The sequence below is a fragment of the Sulfolobus tengchongensis genome (assembly GCF_036967215.1).
Classification (GTDB): domain Archaea; phylum Thermoproteota; class Thermoprotei_A; order Sulfolobales; family Sulfolobaceae; genus Saccharolobus; species Saccharolobus tengchongensis_A.
In genome coordinates this window covers 152,501-173,959 of the sequence record NZ_CP146016.1, presented here as the reverse complement: position 1 = coordinate 173,959, position 21,459 = coordinate 152,501, and the positions used below count along the sequence as shown (strand labels likewise).

15 protein-coding genes, 1 rRNA gene and 1 riboswitch (1 of these 17 running past the window's edge) are annotated in these 21,459 nt (G+C 35.9%); of the genes, 7 read left to right on the top strand and 9 right to left on the bottom strand.

Annotated elements, in window-relative coordinates; all coding sequences use genetic code 11:
- Position 1: 1 nt before the first annotated feature.
- From V6M85_RS00965 to V6M85_RS00935, 7 genes are all read right to left on the bottom strand, one after another.
- Entirely contained in the window at positions 2 to 2,164 is a 2,163-nt protein-coding gene (locus V6M85_RS00965) for a fibronectin type III domain-containing protein (RefSeq protein WP_338601855.1), read from the bottom strand.
- A gap of 116 nt (positions 2,165 to 2,280) precedes the next feature.
- On the bottom strand, positions 2,281 to 3,075 hold the full coding sequence (locus V6M85_RS00960) for an ABC transporter permease (RefSeq protein ID WP_338601853.1): 795 nt from the start codon (positions 3,073 to 3,075) through the stop codon (positions 2,281 to 2,283).
- On the bottom strand, positions 3,050 to 4,195 hold the full coding sequence (locus tag V6M85_RS00955) for an extracellular solute-binding protein (protein WP_338601851.1): 1,146 nt from the start codon (positions 4,193 to 4,195) through the stop codon (positions 3,050 to 3,052). The genes V6M85_RS00960 and V6M85_RS00955 overlap by 26 nt, the downstream gene beginning before the upstream one ends.
- A gap of 69 nt (positions 4,196 to 4,264) precedes the next feature.
- The gene (locus V6M85_RS00950) at positions 4,265 to 5,008 is read right to left on the bottom strand and encodes an SDR family oxidoreductase (protein ID WP_338601848.1); all 744 of its coding nucleotides are present in this window, start codon (positions 5,006 to 5,008) and stop codon (positions 4,265 to 4,267) included.
- Between the two features lie 192 nt (positions 5,009 to 5,200).
- Complete coding sequence (gene fdhF / locus V6M85_RS00945) at positions 5,201 to 7,180, bottom strand: formate dehydrogenase subunit alpha (RefSeq protein ID WP_338601845.1); 1,980 nt, start codon at positions 7,178 to 7,180, stop codon at positions 5,201 to 5,203.
- Positions 7,181 to 7,234: 54 nt separating this feature from the next.
- Entirely contained in the window at positions 7,235 to 7,927 is a 693-nt protein-coding gene (locus tag V6M85_RS00940; RefSeq protein ID WP_338601843.1) for a TatD family hydrolase, read from the bottom strand.
- A 141-nt stretch (positions 7,928 to 8,068) separates the two neighbouring features.
- Positions 8,069 to 8,470, bottom strand: a complete 402-nt coding sequence (locus V6M85_RS00935; RefSeq protein ID WP_338601841.1) for a hypothetical protein — start codon at positions 8,468 to 8,470, stop codon at positions 8,069 to 8,071.
- Between the two features lie 1,098 nt (positions 8,471 to 9,568).
- Positions 9,569 to 9,656, top strand: a riboswitch (Fluoride riboswitch).
- Positions 9,657 to 9,671: 15 nt separating this feature from the next.
- Between V6M85_RS00935 and V6M85_RS00930 the strand changes: the two genes are divergently transcribed.
- The 6 genes from V6M85_RS00930 to V6M85_RS00905 are packed head-to-tail and all read left to right on the top strand — an operon-like array spanning position 9,672 to position 16,127.
- Positions 9,672 to 10,625, top strand: a complete 954-nt coding sequence (locus V6M85_RS00930) for a respiratory chain complex I subunit 1 family protein (RefSeq protein WP_338601838.1) — start codon at positions 9,672 to 9,674, stop codon at positions 10,623 to 10,625.
- Positions 10,626 to 10,630: 5 nt separating this feature from the next.
- Positions 10,631 to 11,269: a hydrogenase gene (locus V6M85_RS00925; protein ID WP_338601836.1), complete on the top strand. Its 639-nt coding sequence runs from the start codon at positions 10,631 to 10,633 to the stop codon at positions 11,267 to 11,269.
- 4 nt (positions 11,270 to 11,273) lie between these two features.
- Positions 11,274 to 12,617, top strand: a complete 1,344-nt coding sequence (locus V6M85_RS00920; RefSeq protein ID WP_338601834.1) for a hydrogenase 4 subunit F — start codon at positions 11,274 to 11,276, stop codon at positions 12,615 to 12,617.
- A complete protein-coding gene (locus V6M85_RS00915; RefSeq protein WP_338601833.1) occupies positions 12,614 to 13,792 on the top strand; it encodes a formate hydrogenlyase in 1,179 nt (392 codons plus the stop codon). Before V6M85_RS00920 ends, V6M85_RS00915 begins: the two co-directional genes overlap by 4 nt.
- Complete coding sequence (locus tag V6M85_RS00910; RefSeq protein ID WP_338601830.1) at positions 13,789 to 14,394, top strand: NADH-quinone oxidoreductase subunit B family protein; 606 nt, start codon at positions 13,789 to 13,791, stop codon at positions 14,392 to 14,394. The genes V6M85_RS00915 and V6M85_RS00910 overlap by 4 nt, the downstream gene beginning before the upstream one ends.
- Positions 14,391 to 16,127 (top strand): proton-conducting transporter membrane subunit, encoded by a 1,737-nt coding sequence (locus V6M85_RS00905; protein WP_338601828.1) that lies wholly within the window; start codon positions 14,391 to 14,393, stop codon positions 16,125 to 16,127. Before V6M85_RS00910 ends, V6M85_RS00905 begins: the two co-directional genes overlap by 4 nt.
- Positions 16,128 to 16,484: 357 nt before the next feature.
- Here the strand turns inward: V6M85_RS00905 and V6M85_RS00900 are convergent, their stop codons facing one another.
- A complete protein-coding gene (locus V6M85_RS00900; protein WP_338601826.1) occupies positions 16,485 to 17,315 on the bottom strand; it encodes a sulfurtransferase in 831 nt (276 codons plus the stop codon).
- Between the two features lie 607 nt (positions 17,316 to 17,922).
- Between V6M85_RS00900 and V6M85_RS00895 the strand changes: the two genes are divergently transcribed.
- On the top strand, positions 17,923 to 19,002 hold the full coding sequence (locus V6M85_RS00895) for a HoxN/HupN/NixA family nickel/cobalt transporter (protein WP_338601823.1): 1,080 nt from the start codon (positions 17,923 to 17,925) through the stop codon (positions 19,000 to 19,002).
- A gap of 891 nt (positions 19,003 to 19,893) precedes the next feature.
- Here the strand turns inward: V6M85_RS00895 and V6M85_RS00890 are convergent.
- A 23S ribosomal RNA gene (locus V6M85_RS00890) occupies positions 19,894 to 21,459 on the bottom strand (it continues 1,485 nt past the right edge of the window).

Below are 21,459 nucleotides of genomic sequence, written 5' to 3'. Positions count from 1 at the left end.
GCTACCATTCACTACTACTTCTACTCCTAGTTATTATGGCGATACTTAGCAAAATCATTATGGTTAACAATATGATTACAATACTTTGTTGTAAACTCAGACCATCATTATTACTAGACGAAGCGGAAACAATCTTATTTACAATAGTTACATTAACTATTTTCATTTTAACAACTGTGATGTAATCTCCGCTATAATGAAGGACTGCTATACCAGGTGATGAAACACCAGCTGGATTTACCGCAAGAACCTTGATTAAATAGGTACCATTACTAATATTGGTCACAACACTAGTGCTAGGACCTTGGTAAATTAAACTATTATTAACAAAAACTAAATACGTTAATGCACCAGGTACGTCATTCCAGTCTATGTATAGGTTATTTCCAAATCCTATTAAGGAAACTTGAGGAGTCTCTGGAGGAAGGTAATACTCTATATTATACGTGTATTTAGAAACACCAGCAGAGTTAGAAGCTAGTATAATTAATGTATAATTGCCCTCTTGAGGTAGTTTAAACATGTAACTATTACTTCTAATATTTACTACTTGTGATAGTAAAGAACCATTCTGATAATACAGCTCTAAACTTACGTTAGCGGGAAAAGTTATTGACCAATTTACAAGGATACCATCTTGTAGCTTAGTTATGAATGCAAAAACAGTAGCCTTAGTTATTGGAACAACAGTAATTACTAAAGGAGTACTATTACCAAGTTTGTTTGAAGCATAAATCAGAACATTATAGGTCACGTTAGGAGATAGATTAGCTATCGTTAGAGTAGTAGAATTAACAAAATAGGATCTAACAATGGAGTTCTGATTCTTCACAATCACATAATAGCCTAATATCGAATATCCACCATTAAAGCTTGGAGGTGACCAGACTAACGTTACATTTTCATTCCCATATTTTACAGAAGTGAGTATTGGTGAATTTGGAACAGACGCAGGAGTTAAGGAAACAAGATTTGATGGAGATGAATAACCTATTGAATTGTAAGCAAGAACTTCAAAGTAGTAAGTCATCCCATCTTGGAGATTGATTATAGTATAACTGGTAACATTACCAACGTTGATGGAGGTGTTAAAACCATTGTTATTCCAGTAAATTATTTCATAACCCGTCGCTAACTTAACTGGAGTCCAACCCAAAGTCACACTCTCATTACCAGCAGAATAAGAGATAATCTTAGGTGGAAGAGGTGGAAAGTTAAATGATACGACTTGCAACGCTGTAACGTCACTTAGCGAACTACCAATACCTCCAACAAGATATAGCATGTTACCAACTTGAGTATACCCTGCATCATAAATGGGAATTGGAAGATAGCCCACTCTATAAAGATTTCCACCATAATAAGCGTATATTGCATTGTTAACACCGCCAGAGCTTCCAGTGAAAGCGTAACCTCCTACTATAAATAGGATCCCTCTGTAATATGCAACTGATTCACCTTTAAGCCAGAACGGAAGAACACCATTGAGAACTTGCCATTGATTGGTCTGAGGGTTGTAAATTAGAATATCATTAGTATATACCCCATAACCGATATATCCCCCAGCTATAATAAGGTTAGTTCCATTGAACACATAGCCTCCATCAACAGTAGGTACTGGCATATAACCTATAATTCTCCAACTGTCATTAGTTGGATAAAACACTCTTGTTACGTTGGAAGGTGGAAAATAATAGCCTACTAGATTTGTGGTATTCTCCCCGCCTATAACGTATATCACATCATTATAAACAAAGGATATTGTATCATATGATGGAAACGGCATATTATTACTTACAACAACCCACGAATTACCACTAAGCTTAAGTACATATGGAATTATACCAGAATTATTATAGCCACCGATGACATATATTGTATTATCGAAAACTACAGCTGAAGCTGCAATAATATCAAAGGGAAGATATGGCCCAAGATGCCAACTCCCATTAGAATATATCCAAACCTCATTTGGGTATGAGTCGCCACCTATCACGTATATACTACCATTATAGTATACTACTGCAGAATGAGAAGTTGGAAAAGGTAGGGAAGATAAATATTGGGAAGTAACAGTGAATTTTTGCGAGGAGGCTTGTAAAATAATACTTTGAAATAATAACAGCGATAATAGAAATAAAATAACTATCCTCCGTTTTTTCATATTACCATTATTCACTACACAAAGTTTTAAAAGGATTTCCATAATGATGGAGAAGATTTTATCGCTAAGGAATGGTATCGGTTAAAAAATGATATACAAAATTTCTCATCTGAAATTTATTTTGATAGAAAATGATTTGTTATTCTCGTTATCACTATTAATATTAAAGAAAAAAGTAAAAGGGATGCTGACGCACTAACAGATGCGTTAAAATAAGTTAAGAATTCATTATAGATATAGACAGAGGCCACATAAGCTCCATTAAATATCCAACCAGTTACATACGGAGCTATTATTACAACAGATCCAAACTCACTTATAGCTCTAGCAATAGAAGTCAACCCCGCAGATACTATTCCCTTTACTGATAATGGTAAGGCTATAGATATAAACACTCTAAATTCCGATGCTCCAAGACTCATTGCGTATATTTCATATGACCTAGGAAGAGACTCGAAGAAGTTTTGCATAGAACGAATATAAATGGGGCTAGAAACTATAATTAGGGCTAATATTAGACCTAAATAAGTATAATAAAAAACAATGCCATGATAATATAAAAAGGCACCTAAAGGATTAGTAGGACTATCAATAAAAATTAACGCAATTCCAACCAAAGGATGAGGAATTGATGCAGGTACGTCCACCAAAGTTTCTATAATTGGATTTTTATGACGAGCTAGATAATACGCCAAAGGAGTAAACAAGAAAACAATTATAGCTATAGCTATGGCAGATGCAAAAAAGGTTAAAGCTATTGAGTAAAATAAAGATTTACCGAATGCAACGGATTTAACAAAAAATGGTCCATAACCATAAAATAATAAATATAGTGTGGGTAAAGCTAAGAAAATTGAAAGAAAAAAGGAAATTACTTGTAGACTACTAAATTTCGGAAAAGTTACCCGCATATCTCAGTTCCCCTGAACTCACTAGGTTAATTACTGGTTGAGGAATATTATTTGTCTCGTTAAATAGTAGCGCAGGATATATTGGAGTGACTTGATACTTAGAAAGCTCACTCTCGTGCTGTAATATGAAATTGATGAACTCGTATGCAACCTGCGTATTTGAGGCATTTAGAGGTACGGTTATAAAAAGATATACTGGATTTCCATGGATTGTTAAAGTTTTCCCATTTACAGATATATTGTAAGCGAATTGGCTATACCAATTGGTTTCATTGGGATAATAGCCAAAACTCAGCCATGGCGGTAATTTCAAGTATTCTAGACCTTGAGATACTGCATAAGATACATAAGAGAAGGTAAAATCTAGAGTACCTGACTTTAATGAGGGAACGTAATTTGCAGTACTAGGTTGGACTTTTACGTTAGGATTTGCCTTAATAAGATCTACGAAATAGCTCGTATTATGATTAGCGTAAAGATAACCTGCTATTTGAAATATCAAGTAGGCATACAATCCTTCTGGATCAGTATTTGGATTTGCTACTCCTAAACTAAATTTAGTAGATAGTAAATAGAAGAAATTATACCAGTACTTGGTATTGTTAGTCTGCATAGCCATTGTATAATTTGAATATAGTTGGGACCAATAGGGAGACCTCGTAGTATAATTAGAATACACTATGGCCATCTGATCAGATAAAAACGCAATAGCCCAGCCCGGATTTCTACTACCAGTTAACTCAACAGCTTGAATATACGCTACTGGGATAAAAACATTTGCAGGCACAGGCGTCTCAGAAGATATTTGAGAAGCAAGTGCAAAAGATCCACCTGGTACTACATGGACTGGTATTCCAGTAGAATTTTGAAATTGATTAGCCAAATAATTAAGTATTGCAACATAAGCTCCAGCAACGTAAACCGAAACTCCTTGTGATAACCCAGTGCTAGTATTACTTACACTACTCTGTGTAGATGTAGAACTAGTTGTAATCTGCGAGGAAGTAGCTGAATGTTTAGTAGAATAGTAATAACCAATAACTCCGCCTATTACTGCTATTACTACAATCACTACAATAACGATAGCTTGTGCTCTCGTTAAAGCCTTGTTTGAGGACATTATGAATAGATAGTAATATTTCCACATATAAACTTTTCTCGATACTACTAAACTATGATATATAATTTACTAACTAAAATATTTGCTGATTAGATCATATGTGAAGTTCTGAAATAGATTGGCTAGTTTAAGGAAATAGGGATCTAGTTTTAATTTAGATGGAACATAAATCTCCCTTTTACCAGTCCTTATTGCCTTTAGAACTGCATTAGCCACCTCTTCGGGTTCTACGGCATACTTACTAAACGGATCGCTATTGCTCCTCTTAAATGAAGGATGAGAGGTGAAATTAGTCCTAACTGGACCAGGGTAGATTCCACTAACTCTAATATTATACTTCTTCATTTCAGCCCAAAGACCGTTAGTAACACTTGCTAACCCTGCTTTAGTCCCGGAATACACTATTAATTTTGGCGTGGAAACGTATGCAGCCTCTGATATTATATTAATGATATTGCCTTTTCTTCTAGATACCATATGAGGAAGAACCGCCTTCATGAAATATATTGGGGCCAAGAAATTGGTTCTAATCATATATTCCTCTTCATCTAAATCAGTTTCAAGAAAAGATCCATATACGCCAAAACCAGCGTTATTAACTAGTACATCAATCCTACCATATTTTTCTAAAACTTCATTTACAATCTTGAAAACCGTACTCTTGTCACTCACATCAGCCTCATATATAAGATCTCCAATATCTGCCCTACTCCTAGAAATTGAAATTACCGTATAATTATTTGCTTTAAGAATTTTTGCAACAGCTCTACCAATGCCTTTTGAAGCTCCAGTAACAATCGCAATCTCACTCATATTAACATCTTCTACAATAAAAATAAAAATAGTTTATTCCAATTCAGATTACCACGTATAGATTATGGTAAACTATCATACTTCACTACTATTAATCAACACAAATCCGAGCATAATCAATGACAAAAAAGGAAGAGAAGAAAGCTGATAGTATAATGTGAATACATTATAGAGCTTTATATCATCAAAAATTTAGATTTTATGTCTTAATTTTTCTATCTTTACAACTGTTGCCTTATATCTTGGGGTTTTGGATATCTCATCAAAATCATCACATACAACATTATTAACATACGGATCATGCATGTAGGCGAAAACATGACCCGGCTTAACCTCATTACTAATTCTCGCTCTAAAGATCGCCATACCACATTTCGATATAACCTTAACCATTTCTCCCTCTTCAATACTTAAGCTCTCAGCGTCTATTGGGTTAATATAAAGATTAGAGCTAAATGAAGAATATCCAGGAATTCTCTTTATTAATTCATCAGAGTTATATCTGGTAACATTCCTGCCTGTAATTAGAATTAGTCCTTCACCTTGTAACTTATCAAACCCAACTAAAGACAGTTTTGCTTTTCCACTAGGTGTTAAGAACCTCTCCTTATACATTACAGTTTCGTGATTAGGATATCTAGAATTTGAAGAATAATCCATAATTTCGTCTAACGTCAAATTAGAATAAAGGCGTACTACCTCCTTCATTTCCTTAAAAACTATTTTGGGATCATCATGAAAACCATTTAAACCTAATTCCTCTGCAATTCTCTTAATTATCCATAACTCACTCTTTACTTCTCCTGGTGAATCAACCGCCTTAAATCTCCATTTAACTAGTCTATCTAAATTTGTAACAGAGCCTTCTTTCTCAACCCATAAAGGAGTAGGCAAAACGTAATGAGCATACTTAGCGGTTTCTGTCATGAATGGATCCATTACCACAAGTAAATCCAGCGATTTTAAGAAACTAATAACCCTATTTCTATTCGGTAAACTTTGAGCTGGATTGTAATTCATCAAAAACATAGCCCTAATCTTATTACCGAAGAATGCCTCAGTTATACTTAATCCCTCTTTTAGTGGAGGGAGGAATCCCCAAACTTTGCTCAATTCTTTGGCGTTATCCTCTGTCATAGGTCCATTAGGAAAAACGTTTGGCTTTGCAATATCCCCAGAGCCTTGAACATTAGATTGCCCTCTATACACCAGTAAGCCTGCTCCTTCAATACCTATATTACCTGTTATTAAAGCTAAATTGATATAAGCCTTGACTGCATTTACACCAGTAGTTTGAGTTAGACCTAATCCCCAAGAAAATATTGTTGGCTTGCTAGAGATAATTTTAGCAAATTCAATTATCTTATCCTTGCTAACTCCGGTTACCTTCTCTGCTTCCTCAATCGTAAACCCTTTAATGAATCTCACAAATTCATCAAAATTCTCTATTCGATTTACTACAAATTCCCTATCGAAAAGACCATTTGAAATCAAATAATTTGCAACAGCATTGAATAAGTAAATATCGGACCTACTATTAATTTGTAAGTGCATGTCTGCAAGTTTCGCAGTACCAGTAACCCTAGGATCTATAACGATAATTTTAGTACCTTTTCTTTTAGCCTCAACTAAATATTGAGAAATTACGGGATGGCTTTCTGTGATTGATTCCCCAGCTATTACAACATTTTTAGCGTTTAATATTTCGCTAACCGCTACAGAAGAGGCTCCAATACCTACTGCCTCCTTAAGAGCCATAGCAGAAGGTTCATGACACACTCTAGCACAAGAATCAATATTATTGGTACCTAGGCCTCTTGCTAGCTTCATAAAAGAGTAAACTTCTTCCAGCGTATTTTGACAGCCACCATAAAAAGCTATAGATTCTGGGCCATATTTTTCCTTAATTTCCTTTAATTTACTAGAGATTTCTTTAATAGCGACATCCCATGTTACCCTAATAAAAGTATCCTTAACTCTCTTTAGAGGATATAATAATCTATCCCAAGCATAGGTAACTTCAGACGCAATAGCTCCCTTTCCGCAAACATGACCACCACTTAAAATATGCTCTCGTGAGGGGGAAGAGCGGATTATGAAGTTATTTTCCACATAAAGATCTAAACCACATCCAACACCACAAAAAGGGCAGATTGTTTTTATAACCTCCATATATAATAACCTTTAGAGTCAATTAAAGAAGTAGAAGTAGATAAAAGTAGCATGCTAACCTTTAACATAGTTAAATGCCTTGTAAAAGTTCTCTCTTATAATTCTGGATAACTCATTTTCATCAATATTCAAATATCTTGACATAAATGATATCGCATTAGGAATTTCAGTTGGTTCCAATAACCTACCCCTATACTCGTACCCTCCATCACTTTCAGTAAGTAAGATACGCAAACTGGAATTTCTCAATATTTCCTGATGTTTTTTCTGAAAAGAAACAGATGGATTGATAGAAATAAAATATCCAGCACCTTCTATGTCTTTTAACAATTCTTTAGGTCCAGTATACCAATGTAAAATGGCCTTCTTTACATCGTTCTTTATCAGAATACGAAACGCGTCCTCCCACGCATCTAATGCATGTACGTTAATTAGCTTACCTTCACCAGCTTTTATTTGCTCCTCGAAATACTTGATTTGAAGCTCTTTAGGAGCCTTAGCTAACCTGTAATCTAAACCAACTTCGCCTATGAAATCGGCTTTGGAAATTAATGGGAGAACTGAATCTAACTTTTCCTCATGAACACGCCACGGATGAATCCCAACACCGACTAAGATATTATTATCTCTTAAGGACAGCGTATCCAATGAGGAGTTATAATCCATCGAAACTGCTGCAATCAAAAACCCATCATATCTCTTTTTCAAGTAAGAGTAATGACAATGTGCATCAAAATACTTGTACACAAATTAGAAAGACGAAAGGTAAATAAAAAGGTATACTCACTCGTTTTAACAAGAATATTAACATAAACTTTTAAGTAAGAATTATAACTATAAAAAATAAATTTATATAAAAAAGAAATGAAAGAAGGGGAAAAAGGCAGATTAATATGCGTCAGTTACCGTAACATTAACATCTATACCTTGCTTAGAATAAAACACTAACCTAATTTGTCCTCCAAGCGTAAAAGATTTTTCAAAGTTACCGTTAACTGTAGTAGAGTAGACTAAAGACGAATTTTCAAGAATAGATAAATTATAGGAACCTTTACCCGTTATTTCAACTGTGACGTTCCCATAGACCATGTTAAGCGGAATCGTATAGTTAACTGAAGTATTAGAGATTATAGAAAACTGATAAGATACTATATTCTCTACATTAGTAGTGGTTACTTCATATTCACCTTTAGTAACTGGAGTTTGAGGATGGTAAAATAAATTTGTATGCGTGATTAAAAACACCGCTATCAGCACTATAGCAAATATGACTATTATCTTACCTATCATGATAATTATTACTTATCTTAGATGAGTTTATAAGAGGTTTGTTACGATATTATTCCCCTATTTTCACTTTAGTTACAACATAGCAATTATCAATTAAAAATTTATTAATTCAAAACATTATTGATACTTTTTAAAATTACGTCAATCATATAATCTAAGAAAATTCGTGTTTGGAACATTAATGTGAAATTAATTATCAAGGGAAAACTGTTGTGAAATTACATGCTTTATGGGGTATTTGTAAACTATCTGGTTTGGAACGTTCTTTTTACTATGAGGAGAATGTAAAAAAGCAACGTAAGTTTTGAAAAACACATAAAGTAGAAATTATGGATTCGCTTATTATTATACTATTACATATTATTTAATGAAATTACTTCATATACTACTAGTAAACTAAACGTAAATCCTACGCAATATTAGAGAACGATAAGAACTTATAAACCTATGAAGTATTACGAAGTCTCTAACTATTCCTAACGGCTAAGCGTATTTGCATAAGGAATAAATTCGTTTTATAGAGTAATAAAATTAATTAAACCTACGATATTGCATTTTAGGGACATTAGACCTTTATCTATGCATGTTTTCAGAATATAGTATCTTCTATTGCGATACTTCGTATCTATTTATACGAATATACGTAAACCTAATATAAATAAAATATATCATTAAATACCTACTATATAAAAAGAGATCTTTAATATAATAGTTACATTTAAGCAGAAACTACTCATTAAAATTATGAGAGTAATTAGGATATAAATTCGTATTAAGATATTACATTTGAGGAAAGTTAGTATCATCTAATTCTTGCAAACATATCTTTCAACCATAATGAAAGAAAACATGTAGAGAAAGATTATACGGATTTTGAACATGCACATAGTATTGTCATGAAGGCTAAATTATTTCTATCTTTTAAATTTATTTATTCTTACCCTTTATATCTTATATAAATGCCACTTTTCATTCTCTATAATGAGAGCATAGCTACCTTAAATTTTTAGCTATTTGACGACGCTATGGGCATGCTCTGGATTTCAAACAAAAACTTTAAATATGGTGTAATTTCCCTTATTCTTGTGGAGCTTATGCAATGAAGCGGGGGATGGCGTCCCCCTGGGGGATTATCCCCGAACCGCCCCTTGAGTTTGTGAAAGGGGCTGATGACGCCTACTTCCTCTAAGGTGATGGAAGTATGGCGTCAAATGAGGCCCAAATATTATTTGAGACACTAATTCAAGTATTGGTTGCTATATTTATTTCACCTATTTATCAAGGGATATTTGAGCGAGTAACTGCTGTAATAGAAGGACGTAAAGGACCTAGTATCTTACAACCATACTATGACATAATAAAATTATTAAGAAAGGAAGTTGTCATTTCAGACAACTCGTCATTATTATTTGTCTATTCCCCGTATTTAGTCTTCAGCATATATCTACTAATTTCTTTCGTAATTCCAGTAGTGTATCCAGAACCGATACTATTTACCCCTACGGTAGATTTCCTAGGTGGTGCATTGTTATTTTCTCTAGCCTCATTCCTTAAAATAATTGGATCCTTGGAAAGCGGAAGTAATTTTGTAGTACTAGGAGTTAGTAGAATTTTGTCATTTAACTTCTTAGCTGAAGCAACATTGATAACTGTATTCTTTGGAGTAGCTTTAATCACAGGCACCAATAATCCCTATATTACTTTGCATTACGTTTCGCAAAATCTTTCTCACTATTTTCAATTAGATCATATTTTCATTTCAATCTCGTTTTTTATGCTATGGCTATTTGAGACCGGAAAACTTCCAGTAGAGAGCTCAGGATTAAGCGAAATGGGAATGATAGATGATGGAATTCTATACGAGTATAGTGGAAAGCTGCTTGCAATATTAAAGTGGGGGTCTTACATTAAGCAATATCTTCTTGGCTCAGTACTGCTCAATGTTTTCATTTTTCCATGGTTTCTCCAAACTGGAGTCCTAGGATCTGTAGCTGACGTTGCTGTTATGTTTGGTAAGTGGATGCTCTTGATAACTATAAGCGTTATAATAAATACGACGTTAGCTAAATTAAGATTGTTTAAAATTCAAGATTATCTTGCGATAGCGTTTCTCTTATCTCTGCTCTCGTTAATATTGACTATTTTATTGGGGTGACAAAAATGATATCTCAACAAATCTTGGAGTTATTTTCTGCCTTCATATTAATTTCGGCCTTTTATGTACAAGGCCAGGCCTACTTTAAACCTGCAATTTATGCACAAGCAATACAATCTATTTTAATTTCTGCTATCGCCATCTACATGGGTTTCACTTTAGCGTCTTTTGACTATATATTTTTAGGTATCGCGATAGTCGTTTTCAGATCATTTCTTATAACATTATTTCTACTTAGGGGACTAAAAGAGAAACTTGGCCTAAGGGAATCTACTAAGGGAATTGCTTCCGAGTTGATAATAAATCTCGCCTTTTTTACTACAGCATCTATTATAATATACTATCTCATTATAGAGAAAATTAGTCTGAATGTCGAGTTTAGCAATAGTTCAATATTACTCTTTTCCTTTATTTTATTATTTCAAGGATTATTTCTGATTATAACAAGAAAAAGTACTATCTTTCAGTTTATAGGGTTTATTGAAGAGGAAAATTCAACAATTCTTTTCGGAGTGTTGCTCTTGCCAATACCCTTCTTGATAGAGGTAAGCATATTTCTTGATATTTTAGGATTGGTGATAGTTACCTCAATCCTAACACTGGAAAAGACAGAACACTCTACATTAGATGAATTAAAGGGGTGATTAAATGATCCTAGTATACCTTCTGTTAATATCGCCCATTATAGCTAATATAGGCTTCTTTTTTAGTCACAATAAAACAATAATAATTAAGATATTAACTATAGTATCAGCCTCAATTACATTAATTATCAGTGCATACCTTTATCTGGTTAAACCTACAATTAATGGTTTCTTTTTCATCAACAGATTTACGACACTGTTCCTAGTTATGATAACCTCAATCTATCTATTGTCTTCAATCTACTCTATTAATTATGTAAGAACGGGCACTATAGTGAGTGAAAGACTATATTATGTTTTGCTGAATCTCTTTATCTCCTCCATGATTTTTACGATAATTGTAAATAACTATGGGTTAATGTGGGTAGGAGTAGAACTTACTACTGTAACATCTGCTTTGCTAATAGCTACGGAAACCTCTGAAATATCACTAGAGGCAACTTGGAGATATATAATTATTGTATCTGCAGGCGTGAGTATAGCTCTTTTCTCAATAATTCTTATATATTTCAATTACCATACATTGATTATAACTGAAATACTAGCTAGACCAGAAAATAATACGTTAACCAAACTTGCAGTGGCCTTAGCATTAGTGGGTTTTGGAACGAAAGTAGGGATTTTCCCAATGTACACTTGGCTACCAGATGCACATAGTGAAGCACCATCTCCAATAAGTGCTTTATTTTCAGGGGTGTTATTGCCAGTAGCATTATACGTACTATACATGGTTTATCTAATAAATCCGTTAACAGAAATTTTCCTCATATTCGCCATATTATCAATCATAACAACATCTATAATATTAACCTACCAATGGCACATCAAGAGAATGTTTGCATATTCTACGATAGAGAATATGAATTTAGCACTTATTGGGCTAATAATAGGGGAACCAAAAGCTTCTATCATACTTCTCATAGCTCATGCATTCGGAAAAGCTGGTGCATTTTACTCAAGCGGAATAGTTATAAAAGAACTAGGAGAGAAGAAAATAAATAACATAAATGGACTATACAGTAGGTTAAAAGTAACCACTGCGTCACTACTTCTCTCGTCTCTTGCAGTTACTGGAACTCCCCCCTTTGCAACGTTTATAGGAGAATTCTTCATACTACGTAAGCTTATAGAAGAGGGTTATATAATAGACTTAGTCCTGCTAATAATTTCTCTTTCTACTGCATTTGTTTCAATAAATTATAATATAACTAAGATGGCCTTTACGCGAAAAGAAATTGAAAATAGAATACACAAAGAACCAGTATTACTCTCTACAATCTCACTTATCACATCCATAATTCCGCTTGTGATTGGCGTACTCTTATTAGTATGGGGTGTCTCGTTATGAAATATTATAGATGGTCAAATAAGGGTGAAGGAAGAAAAATAGGCATAATAGGGAATTATTGCCTTTACGAGAAAGTAATAACTGAGGAAACTTGCCAAGAACAGTCTCTCACGCAAGAAGACTTATCTTATGGCACATTCAAATTCGTATATGGTCCTTCCGCTGGAGGATTATTAGAGCCAATCAAATTTGATATAAACACTAGTGGAGAAAGAATATTAGGAATAAGGGCTGAAGCATATAAAACGAGGGAAATACGAATAACGGGATTAAGAATAAACGACGCTATCCTCAAAATTGAAAGGATAAACGCTCCATTTTCTGCCTCTCATACAATAGCGTTCTTACTTGCTATAGAAGACGCCTTAAATTTAGATCAAGACTATCATACACAATTAAAAAGAATAGCAGAGCTAGAATTGGAAAGGATCAGAAATCACTTATTCGTAATATCAAGGTTGACCGAAGCTGCATCACTAAATGTAGCGACCTATCATCTCCTTCATCTAGTTGAGGAAACTAACAGACTTATAGGAAGAATGTGTGGGCATAGATATTTCTTTGGTGCAAACTTAATCAATGAAGTAAAGTGCAATTTTGAAGATATATTTAAAGTATTGAACATAGTTAAGGAGTTCAAATCAATCTTTGATGGCTTACTGGAAAGCAGAATCTTTATTGATAGACTACAGCAAAACGGGACAATAAGAGATATAAATAGTATAGGCCCTGTAGCTAGAGCTGCGGGATTTACCTACGATGCGAGAAAAGAACTTGAGATATTGCCATATAATGAATTTAATTTTAAAACAGTAACTTTTGATAGCGCCGATGCCTTTGGAAGATTCCTTGTCAGAGGATATGAGATCCTTGAATCGGCTAAGATTATAATAGAACTAAGCGATAGAATACCGAAAGGGAGTAGCAATATAAAAGAACCAATAAAGGCTAAAGAAGGGGAAGGTTTAGCAAGAATTGAAAGCCCTTCTGGTGATTTAGCATACTATGTGAAAGTAAATGACAGTTATATCGCTTCAGTATCTGTTTTCACGCCTTCTTCATCTAATCTCAATTATTTTTTAAAAAGTGCGATTGACACTATTTTTACAGATTTTCAGTTTAATTTTGAGAGTTTCGGAATATGGATAAGTGAATTAGGGGTGATTATAAGATGAAAAATTGGTGGTTTGTAAGGGGTCTAAAAAAAGGGATTCTTACTGAAGAATCGCCTAAAGATATAGCAGAATGGAGCACTGAAATAGAGGGTAAAGGCGACGTAGTTTGCCCTACTAATGCGATAGAAAATGAGAAGTGGATAAAAGAAAGATGTATATTCTGTAGATTATGCTATCCAAATTACAGACCAAACTTGAACCCTAGGATATATACAATTAAGTCCATTAATACTTTCTTCAAGAAATCGTTTTACCTTTATCCTATAGATTCAGGTACATGTGGAGGGTGTAATTTAGAATTAAAGCTAATATCAGCACCGCAATACGACATGACAAGATTTGGAATATTCTTTACTAATACCCCTAGACATGCTGATGCATTAGTAGTTATGGGGATACTAACAGAGAAAATGAGAGAAGTATTGGAAAAAGCTTACGATGCAATGCCAGAACCTAAACTAGTTATTCTATTAGGAACATGTGCAGTTTCAGGAGGAATACTAGGAGAGAAAATTCCATTAGATTCTGTAGTCGAGATTCCAGGATGCCCACCAAATCCCTATACGATTCTCGAAGCACTAAGGGAGGTAAAAGGAAAATGACGATTGATTTAATTACATTATTACCGTTTTCAGTAAGCGTATTAATATCATTCTTTAATAGAAAAGCTGGATATGTAGCAGCCCTAGTGGCTTCTATTACCTTTTTGTTTCTCTCTATATATAACTATAACGGAATTTTATCTATGTTTGCTATTGTCTCATCTTTAGTATGGGCATTAACGTCAATATTCTCCATAGATTATGATAACTACGGGAAATGGCTCTCGCCCTTGTTCTCACTAACAATCTTAGGAATGGTGCTAGTCTTAATCTCTCAAAATTATCTCCAATTTTTAGCGGGTTGGGAAATAATGACAATACCAGCTTATGTAGCTATTGGATTAACAAGTAAGGAATATAGACCAGCATTCATTTTCATGGCATTTGGCGAATTTAGTACAATTTTAATCTTATTTGCATTTCTGATATCTGGCACTTTAAGCTTTACCACAGAATTAACCCCATTACCATTAATTCTGGCAACCATTGGTTTCATGATAAAAATGGGAATAATGCCTTTTTTAGTTACGGAGTGGTTGCCAATTGCTCACGGTACTGCTCCGTCAAATCTATCATCCATATTGAGCTCTACGATGACACTAATGGGAGTTTATGGGATACTGAAACTAGCTCTTTTAGCATTTAATATTCCAATATTATTCTCTTTAATAATCTTAATTTCTGGAGCATTTAGCGTATTTTTTGGAGCCCTTTATGGATACGTAAATGAAAATATAAAGGGAATTCTAGCATTTAGTACAATTGAAAATAACGGCGCAATACTAGTAGGTTTAGGTGTATATATGCTAACTAAACAACTTAATATTCAATTTATAGAAAACATTTCTCTTATCACAGTTGTTCTATATGCTTTTGCTCATTCGATAGCCAAAACTGGACTATTCTTGTCATCTGGTTTTCAAGAAAATCAAAGCATATCCCAAGCTAAGAAAATAAGAGCCATTGAAATTGGACTAGTCTTATTAGCATCATCAATGTCTGGATTATTACCAAATTTAGGAGGTATAGCAAGCTGGTTATTATTAGAAGATCTCTTCATGCTCTCATATTTACTGCATAGTATAATCTCTATTGCGCTGATAACAGTAGGGTTTACCATAGCGATGGGTGAAGGTTTTGCGACGGCACTTTTAGTTAAATATACAACATATACTTCCGTACTAAAGCGCACTCAGCTAAAAACTAAAAAGACAATGGAAATCCCAATATTAGCATCTGGAATTATAGTTTTTACCCTAGGTTTTATATTACCTTATCTACTATACCCATATAGAACCTCGGTATCCTCGTATGGAATACTACTGAGAAGTGTAATTATAACAGAAGCTAATAGTAATACGTTCGGCGGAATATCTCCCCTTTACATTATAGTTTTGATATCAATTTTTTCACTAATAACATACATAGCCTTCGGAAAGCCTAAAATAAGAAGAACTAAAGTATGGAATAATGGAGCAGATCATCAAGATGAGTATACTGCCTTTGGAATGGCTAATAATATTAGACTCATGCTAAGAAAAATTTTGAAACCAAGTGAAAAATTTATTCCATATTATGGACTAGACATATTTTGGGAGTATATGTATAAATTTGCTAATTATATAAGAAGATTTGGTAAAATTTTCGCAGCCTCATTTATAAATAGTTCTATCACATGGTATATAATTTATATTGTAATCACGCTCATTGTATTGGTTTCCATAATAACTTGAAAGGTGAGACTATTTCATGTTCAAAAGAAAACGAATTAAAAAGCCAAATAGAGGAGAAGAAGAAAAAATAGAAGAAATCAGAAAGGACATAGAGAAGATCTATCACCTCCAACAGATGGCACAACAGTGTTTGAAGAAGAATGCTCAGAACTCTTAAGGGAATTACTTAAATTGTACTCGCAAGAGTCATCATTAACCTTTGAATTATATCACGCTTTAGATTCTATTGAAAACCTCAACATAAGTTATAGGGAGCATCATCTATCAAATTACTTAAGGAGAGACTATCATCCTTTTCGTAAATTCCTCTTGCAGAACTACTTAAGTATTATAGAAATACAAAACATCTAAATACCTTTAACTTTCATTCTGATTATCTTTTGAATTCGAAGACTCCACTGGCACTCCAACCATATTTCCGTACTCTACCCATGAACCGTCATAAAGCCTCACATTTTTATAGGATAGGATCTCTTTCAAAACATACCACACTACAGAAGCCCTAGCACCCGTTCTACAATAGACCACAATTTCTTTACTTTTATCTATTGCCGAAAACACCTTCTCTAATTCATCCTTAGATTTGACAGTCTCGTCATCATTAAGCAAACTAGTCCAAGGTATATTAATTGCCCCAGGAATGTGACCACTCATCTGAGTTTGCTCACATTTATGTTCAGGCGGGGCAGTCACCAGACCCTCATATTCCTCCCTGCTCCTAGCATCAATTAAAGTAACTTGCCTAAGTTTAGAAAGAAGCTCCCAAACTAAAATCCTTGAAGACCAATCAGGTTTCTTAGCTTTATATTCACGCTTCTTAACCATCACATTATCGCTCTCTATTGGATATCCATCCTTTAACCACTTGTAGATTCCTCCATTAAGAATGCCCAAGTTAGAGTGACCATAAGCCTTTAAAACCCAATAGGCGTAAAAGGCATACCTATTGTTCATATCACTATACAGAACTACGAAATCCTCTTCACTTATACCGGCATTTCCTAATATTTTACTCAACTTCTCGGGAGAGGCGAAATCTCTAGACGAGTCGTTTAGGAAATCTCTCCAGTTTATAAGTACGGCAGATGGTATATGTCCCTCATAGTAACTAATCTTTGGGTTAAAATCAACTTCAACAATTTTCACATCTTTTAAATTTTTGTAAAGCCATTCGGCGTCAATGAGCATAATATGTAACTGCAACTTAAGTTAAAAAGCTTTTAATAAATTTTCTTGCAACTTGAAAAGAAAATTACAATTTTTGTGAAGCGACAATGCTATACTTGTATCGTTTATGCGAAATCATTTTGCGTTTTGCTGTTTTGGCGTATGCTTTGTGGAGTACTTGTAGGCATTGCATGCTATGCCTCTAACAATCAAACTGTTGAATAACCGTAGGAGGAAACTATCTGGTTTGGTACGTTCTCTTTACTATGAAGAGAACTTGGAAAAAGTAACGTAAGTTTTGAAAAACCCCCACAAACTAATTGGAAACTAAAAGCACACTTTAGAATACTTAGCTATTGGCAATCTCAATCATCAACGTCAGCTACTATTTAAGCAATATCTAACTAAATAAGGTAAATAAGTGAAAGAACCTATCTTAATTTTTAACATTCAAATGGCAATAAGGCGACTCTCCATTAACCACTACAAGAAATTATCCCTATAAACGGATTTTCTCCATATTCTACTCCTTTTTCATAAGTAATATCACAATACTGAATACTCTATCTTTCCATGACGACTCTAAATTAGGAAAATTTAAATATTGGATAGGGTATCCATACCTTAAATGTCAAAGAAGTTGAAAGACACAATCCGCTCATTTGGTTATAGAAATATTACCATAATTGGACTTTTTTACATCTCTAATATAATACTTACAATAATTCTATTTTTCTTCCTATTATATACGCTTCCTAAAAGAGATATATCAATAAAAACAGATAATGGAGAACTTATAGGTACTTTCACAACCATAGGCGTTCTATCTTATACTTTTGGCCTAAGACATGCAGTAGACGCAGATCACTTAGCTGCAATAGACAACGTAACTAGAAAAATGCTACAAGAGGGTAAAAACCCAGCTTTCGTTGGAACATTCTTTTCCTTAGGACACTCCACAGTAGTACTCTTACTCTCACTTTCACTAATATTAGCTGCAAGATACGTAGTATCGCAAATACCGTCAATTGAAAACTTAGGAAGTATAGTTGGCACACTGATAAGTGGAGGTTTTCTTTACCTTTTAGGAATACTAAATCTAGTAGTATTCTATGAATTATATAAAATATATAAAATAAAGTCCGAGGATAAAGAGAAAATTATTGAAAATCTCCTACAAAAAAGAGGATTCATGAATAGATACTTTAGCAAATTATTCAAAATAGTAACAAGAGAATGGCAAATGTACATAATAGGATTCCTTTTTGGCTTAAGCTTTGACACAGCAACAGAAGTCGCTATATTATCAGTATCTGCAATATTAGCATCAACATTCACACACATACCAATCTATACAATCCTAGTATTTCCAATACTCTTCTCCTTGGGAATGTCATTAGTAGATACCGCAGATGGTCTATTTATGAGGTTTGCCTACGGCTGGGCTTTCACATCACCGCTTAGAAAATTATGGTACAACCTAACCATGACCCTTATTTCAATATTAATAGCACTAGGTATAGGAACCATTGAAATCCTAGGCTTATTACAATCAGAACTCAATTTATCTGGTCCATTTTGGGATCAAATAGCAATGCTCAATAATACGTATTGGGAAACAATAGGATACTACGTAATAAGTACATTTGCACTAACATGGATAATATCCAGCCTAATTTACAAATACAAAGCGAAAATAGTAAAATAAATTATAAGAATAGAAAGAACAGTTACGTGAAACCTTATCTTCTATCTTCCTCATACTCTTGACAAATGCTAAGAATCAACTCACAAGATAGAGATGGGAGGTTCTTCTTAAATTTTCTCGCTTTAACAATCAATTATATCTCATATAAAGAGAATTAAAGCCCTTTACAATATAGTCGATCTTTACTTTAAACCCCATCTTACATTGCCAAAAACTCAAACATTGATAAATGCTCAATAGTGTGTGTATCATTTGGAAACTAGACGATAATTCTATGAATAGTCCTGATATAGAGAATAGCCTCAATTTTCAGAAAATCCACAAACTAATGACGTTAGCCCTAAATACTAAAGAGAAATCAAAATCACTTTCACTTGTAAATTGCTTTTATGGTTTTTTAAAATTACGTTACTTTTTACATTCCCTATATAGAAAAACATCACTCCAAATCACGGTAGTTTACAAATACGTCCACAATACATTAGTAATCAGAAATTAACTCTATTCATCCATTTCTGGCATAACCTCATTTTATTATATATGCCTTAAGATACTTTACTATGAAGATTCATTATACGCATACTTAAGCTTAGAATTACAATTTAGCGTACCACTATAGTGAGAATGTAAATTTTGAAGGACCTAGATGTGACAAACCAGATAGCTTACAAATACCACATAAAGTATAGTCGTTGTTAAATTATTGCTAGAAATCCTTAAAGAGTAACGTAAGTTTTAGAAAAACTCCCCCATAAAGTGCAACGACCAGCAAGTCAATTATAAAAATCTCATAATAATGCCAACAACAGATTTAAATCAAATACCTCCTGCACAAAACTAACAAGGGCCCTCTGCTGGCTTAGGATTTACCGGGCCGCCTAGAATCGCCAACGACAAGAAGGCTCGCCCGATTGGGAGGCGCGGGCTAAACTCCTCGGGCTTTCGCCCTTGGAGCTTACACCCCGCCCCCATCAACCCCCTCTTCTAGAGGAGGGCTCTCGCGGGTTACCCCGCATGGCCGCCTCTTTTCGGGGAGGGGTTCCCGCTTAGATGCTTTCAGCGGTTACCCCTTAGGGCGTGGCTGCCCGGCACTGCCCTACCGGACAACCGGTAAACTAGAGGCCCCGGTACCCTGTTCCTCTCGTACTAGGGGTACCTTCCCCTCAGGCGGCCAGCACTCCCCACCCTTAGAGTCCGACCTGTCTCGCGACGGTCTAAACCCAGCTCACGTTCCCCTTTAACGGGCGGGCAGCCCTACCCTTGGGGGCAGCTGCACCCCCAGGGTGGGAAGAGCCGACATCGATGTAGCAAACCGCGGGGTCGATGGGAGCTCTCGCCCGCGACGACCCTGTTATCCCCGGGGTAACTTTTCTGTCATGCCCGGCCCCCACGTGTGGGGGCACGAGCGTTCGCTAGGCCGCGCTTTCGCGTCGAGACCCCGTACTGTGAAGGGTCTCGTCAAGCCGGCTTTTGCCCTTGCACTCTACGGCGGCGTTCTGTACCGCCTGAGCCGACCTTTGGGCTCCCGTGTTATTTTTTCGCGGGAGTGCCGCCCCAGCCGAACCGCCCACCTGACGCTGTCCCCGCCCCTACGGGCAGGTAAGCTCCTCGAACACCCATGGGTGGTGTTTCACTTTCGGGTCCCCCATCCCCGAAAGGATGGGTTCGACCCCTCCCACCTACGCTACGCATGGGCGCCCGGGGAGCAGCGCCAGGCTGCGGTGAAGCTCCACGGGGTCTTCTCTCGGTGTGGGGAGTTGCGGGACTGTGAACCCACTCTGGGCGTTCACGGGGCCCCAGGCTGGGACAGTGGGGACCACGTTGATCCATTCATGCGCGCCGGAACTTACCCGGCAAGGCATTTGGCTACCTTAAGAGGGTCAGAGTTACCCCCGGCCTTCAGTGGGGCTTCGCTCGGTTGTACCCGAGTTTCACCAACCACCAGTGGCCAGGATTTAGCCCCCGTTCACACCCTTTCGGGCTAGCGGGGACCTATGTTTTTATTAAACAGTCAGGTCCCCCTTGTCACTGCGACCTACTGAGGCCGGTTTACGACCCCAGTAGGCACCCCTTCTACCGAAGGTACGGGGCTAATTTGCCGAGTTCCCTAGCCTGAGTTAACCCCCAGACGCCTTGGGCTTCTCACCCAGGGGCACCAGTGTCGGTTCTCGGTACGGTCCTAGGGGATCGTTCCGGACTCCCTTTTCAAGGGGACCTGGGATCGGGTGAAGTCCCCAAAAGGGAACCCCATCACGCCTTCGTCCCCTTCTCACCATTACGGCACTCCAGGGACTTAAGCGCTTGGGTGGGGCGGTGGCCCCACTCACCCTACCCAGATCCGTCAGGAGTCCGGCTTGCGTTACCGCACCTACCCCTAGGGCGCGGGAATATTAACCCGCTTCCCTTTCGACGGGTACCTATTAGGCCCCGCCTTAGGACCGGCTCACTCCCGGCTGA

What these genes read in the sequence shown, in the direction of transcription:
- V6M85_RS00965 (WP_338601855.1), bottom strand. Translation starts at nt 2,164, where the DNA reads ATGAAAAAACGGAGGATAGTTATTTTATTTCTATTATCGCTGTTATTA.
- V6M85_RS00960 (WP_338601853.1), bottom strand. Translation starts at nt 3,075, where the DNA reads ATGCGGGTAACTTTTCCGAAATTTAGTAGTCTACAAGTAATTTCCTTT.
- V6M85_RS00955 (WP_338601851.1), bottom strand. Translation starts at nt 4,195, where the DNA reads ATGTCCTCAAACAAGGCTTTAACGAGAGCACAAGCTATCGTTATTGTA.
- V6M85_RS00950 (WP_338601848.1), bottom strand. Translation starts at nt 5,008, where the DNA reads ATGAGTGAGATTGCGATTGTTACTGGAGCTTCAAAAGGCATTGGTAGA.
- fdhF (WP_338601845.1), bottom strand. Translation starts at nt 7,180, where the DNA reads ATGGAGGTTATAAAAACAATCTGCCCTTTTTGTGGTGTTGGATGTGGT.
- V6M85_RS00935 (WP_338601841.1), bottom strand. Translation starts at nt 8,470, where the DNA reads ATGATAGGTAAGATAATAGTCATATTTGCTATAGTGCTGATAGCGGTG.
- V6M85_RS00930 (WP_338601838.1), top strand. Translation starts at nt 9,672, where the DNA reads ATGGCGTCAAATGAGGCCCAAATATTATTTGAGACACTAATTCAAGTA.
- V6M85_RS00925 (WP_338601836.1), top strand. Translation starts at nt 10,631, where the DNA reads ATGATATCTCAACAAATCTTGGAGTTATTTTCTGCCTTCATATTAATT.
- V6M85_RS00920 (WP_338601834.1), top strand. Translation starts at nt 11,274, where the DNA reads ATGATCCTAGTATACCTTCTGTTAATATCGCCCATTATAGCTAATATA.
- V6M85_RS00915 (WP_338601833.1), top strand. Translation starts at nt 12,614, where the DNA reads ATGAAATATTATAGATGGTCAAATAAGGGTGAAGGAAGAAAAATAGGC.
- V6M85_RS00910 (WP_338601830.1), top strand. Translation starts at nt 13,789, where the DNA reads ATGAAAAATTGGTGGTTTGTAAGGGGTCTAAAAAAAGGGATTCTTACT.
- V6M85_RS00905 (WP_338601828.1), top strand. Translation starts at nt 14,391, where the DNA reads ATGACGATTGATTTAATTACATTATTACCGTTTTCAGTAAGCGTATTA.
- V6M85_RS00900 (WP_338601826.1), bottom strand. Translation starts at nt 17,315, where the DNA reads ATGCTCATTGACGCCGAATGGCTTTACAAAAATTTAAAAGATGTGAAA.
- V6M85_RS00895 (WP_338601823.1), top strand. Translation starts at nt 17,923, where the DNA reads ATGTCAAAGAAGTTGAAAGACACAATCCGCTCATTTGGTTATAGAAAT.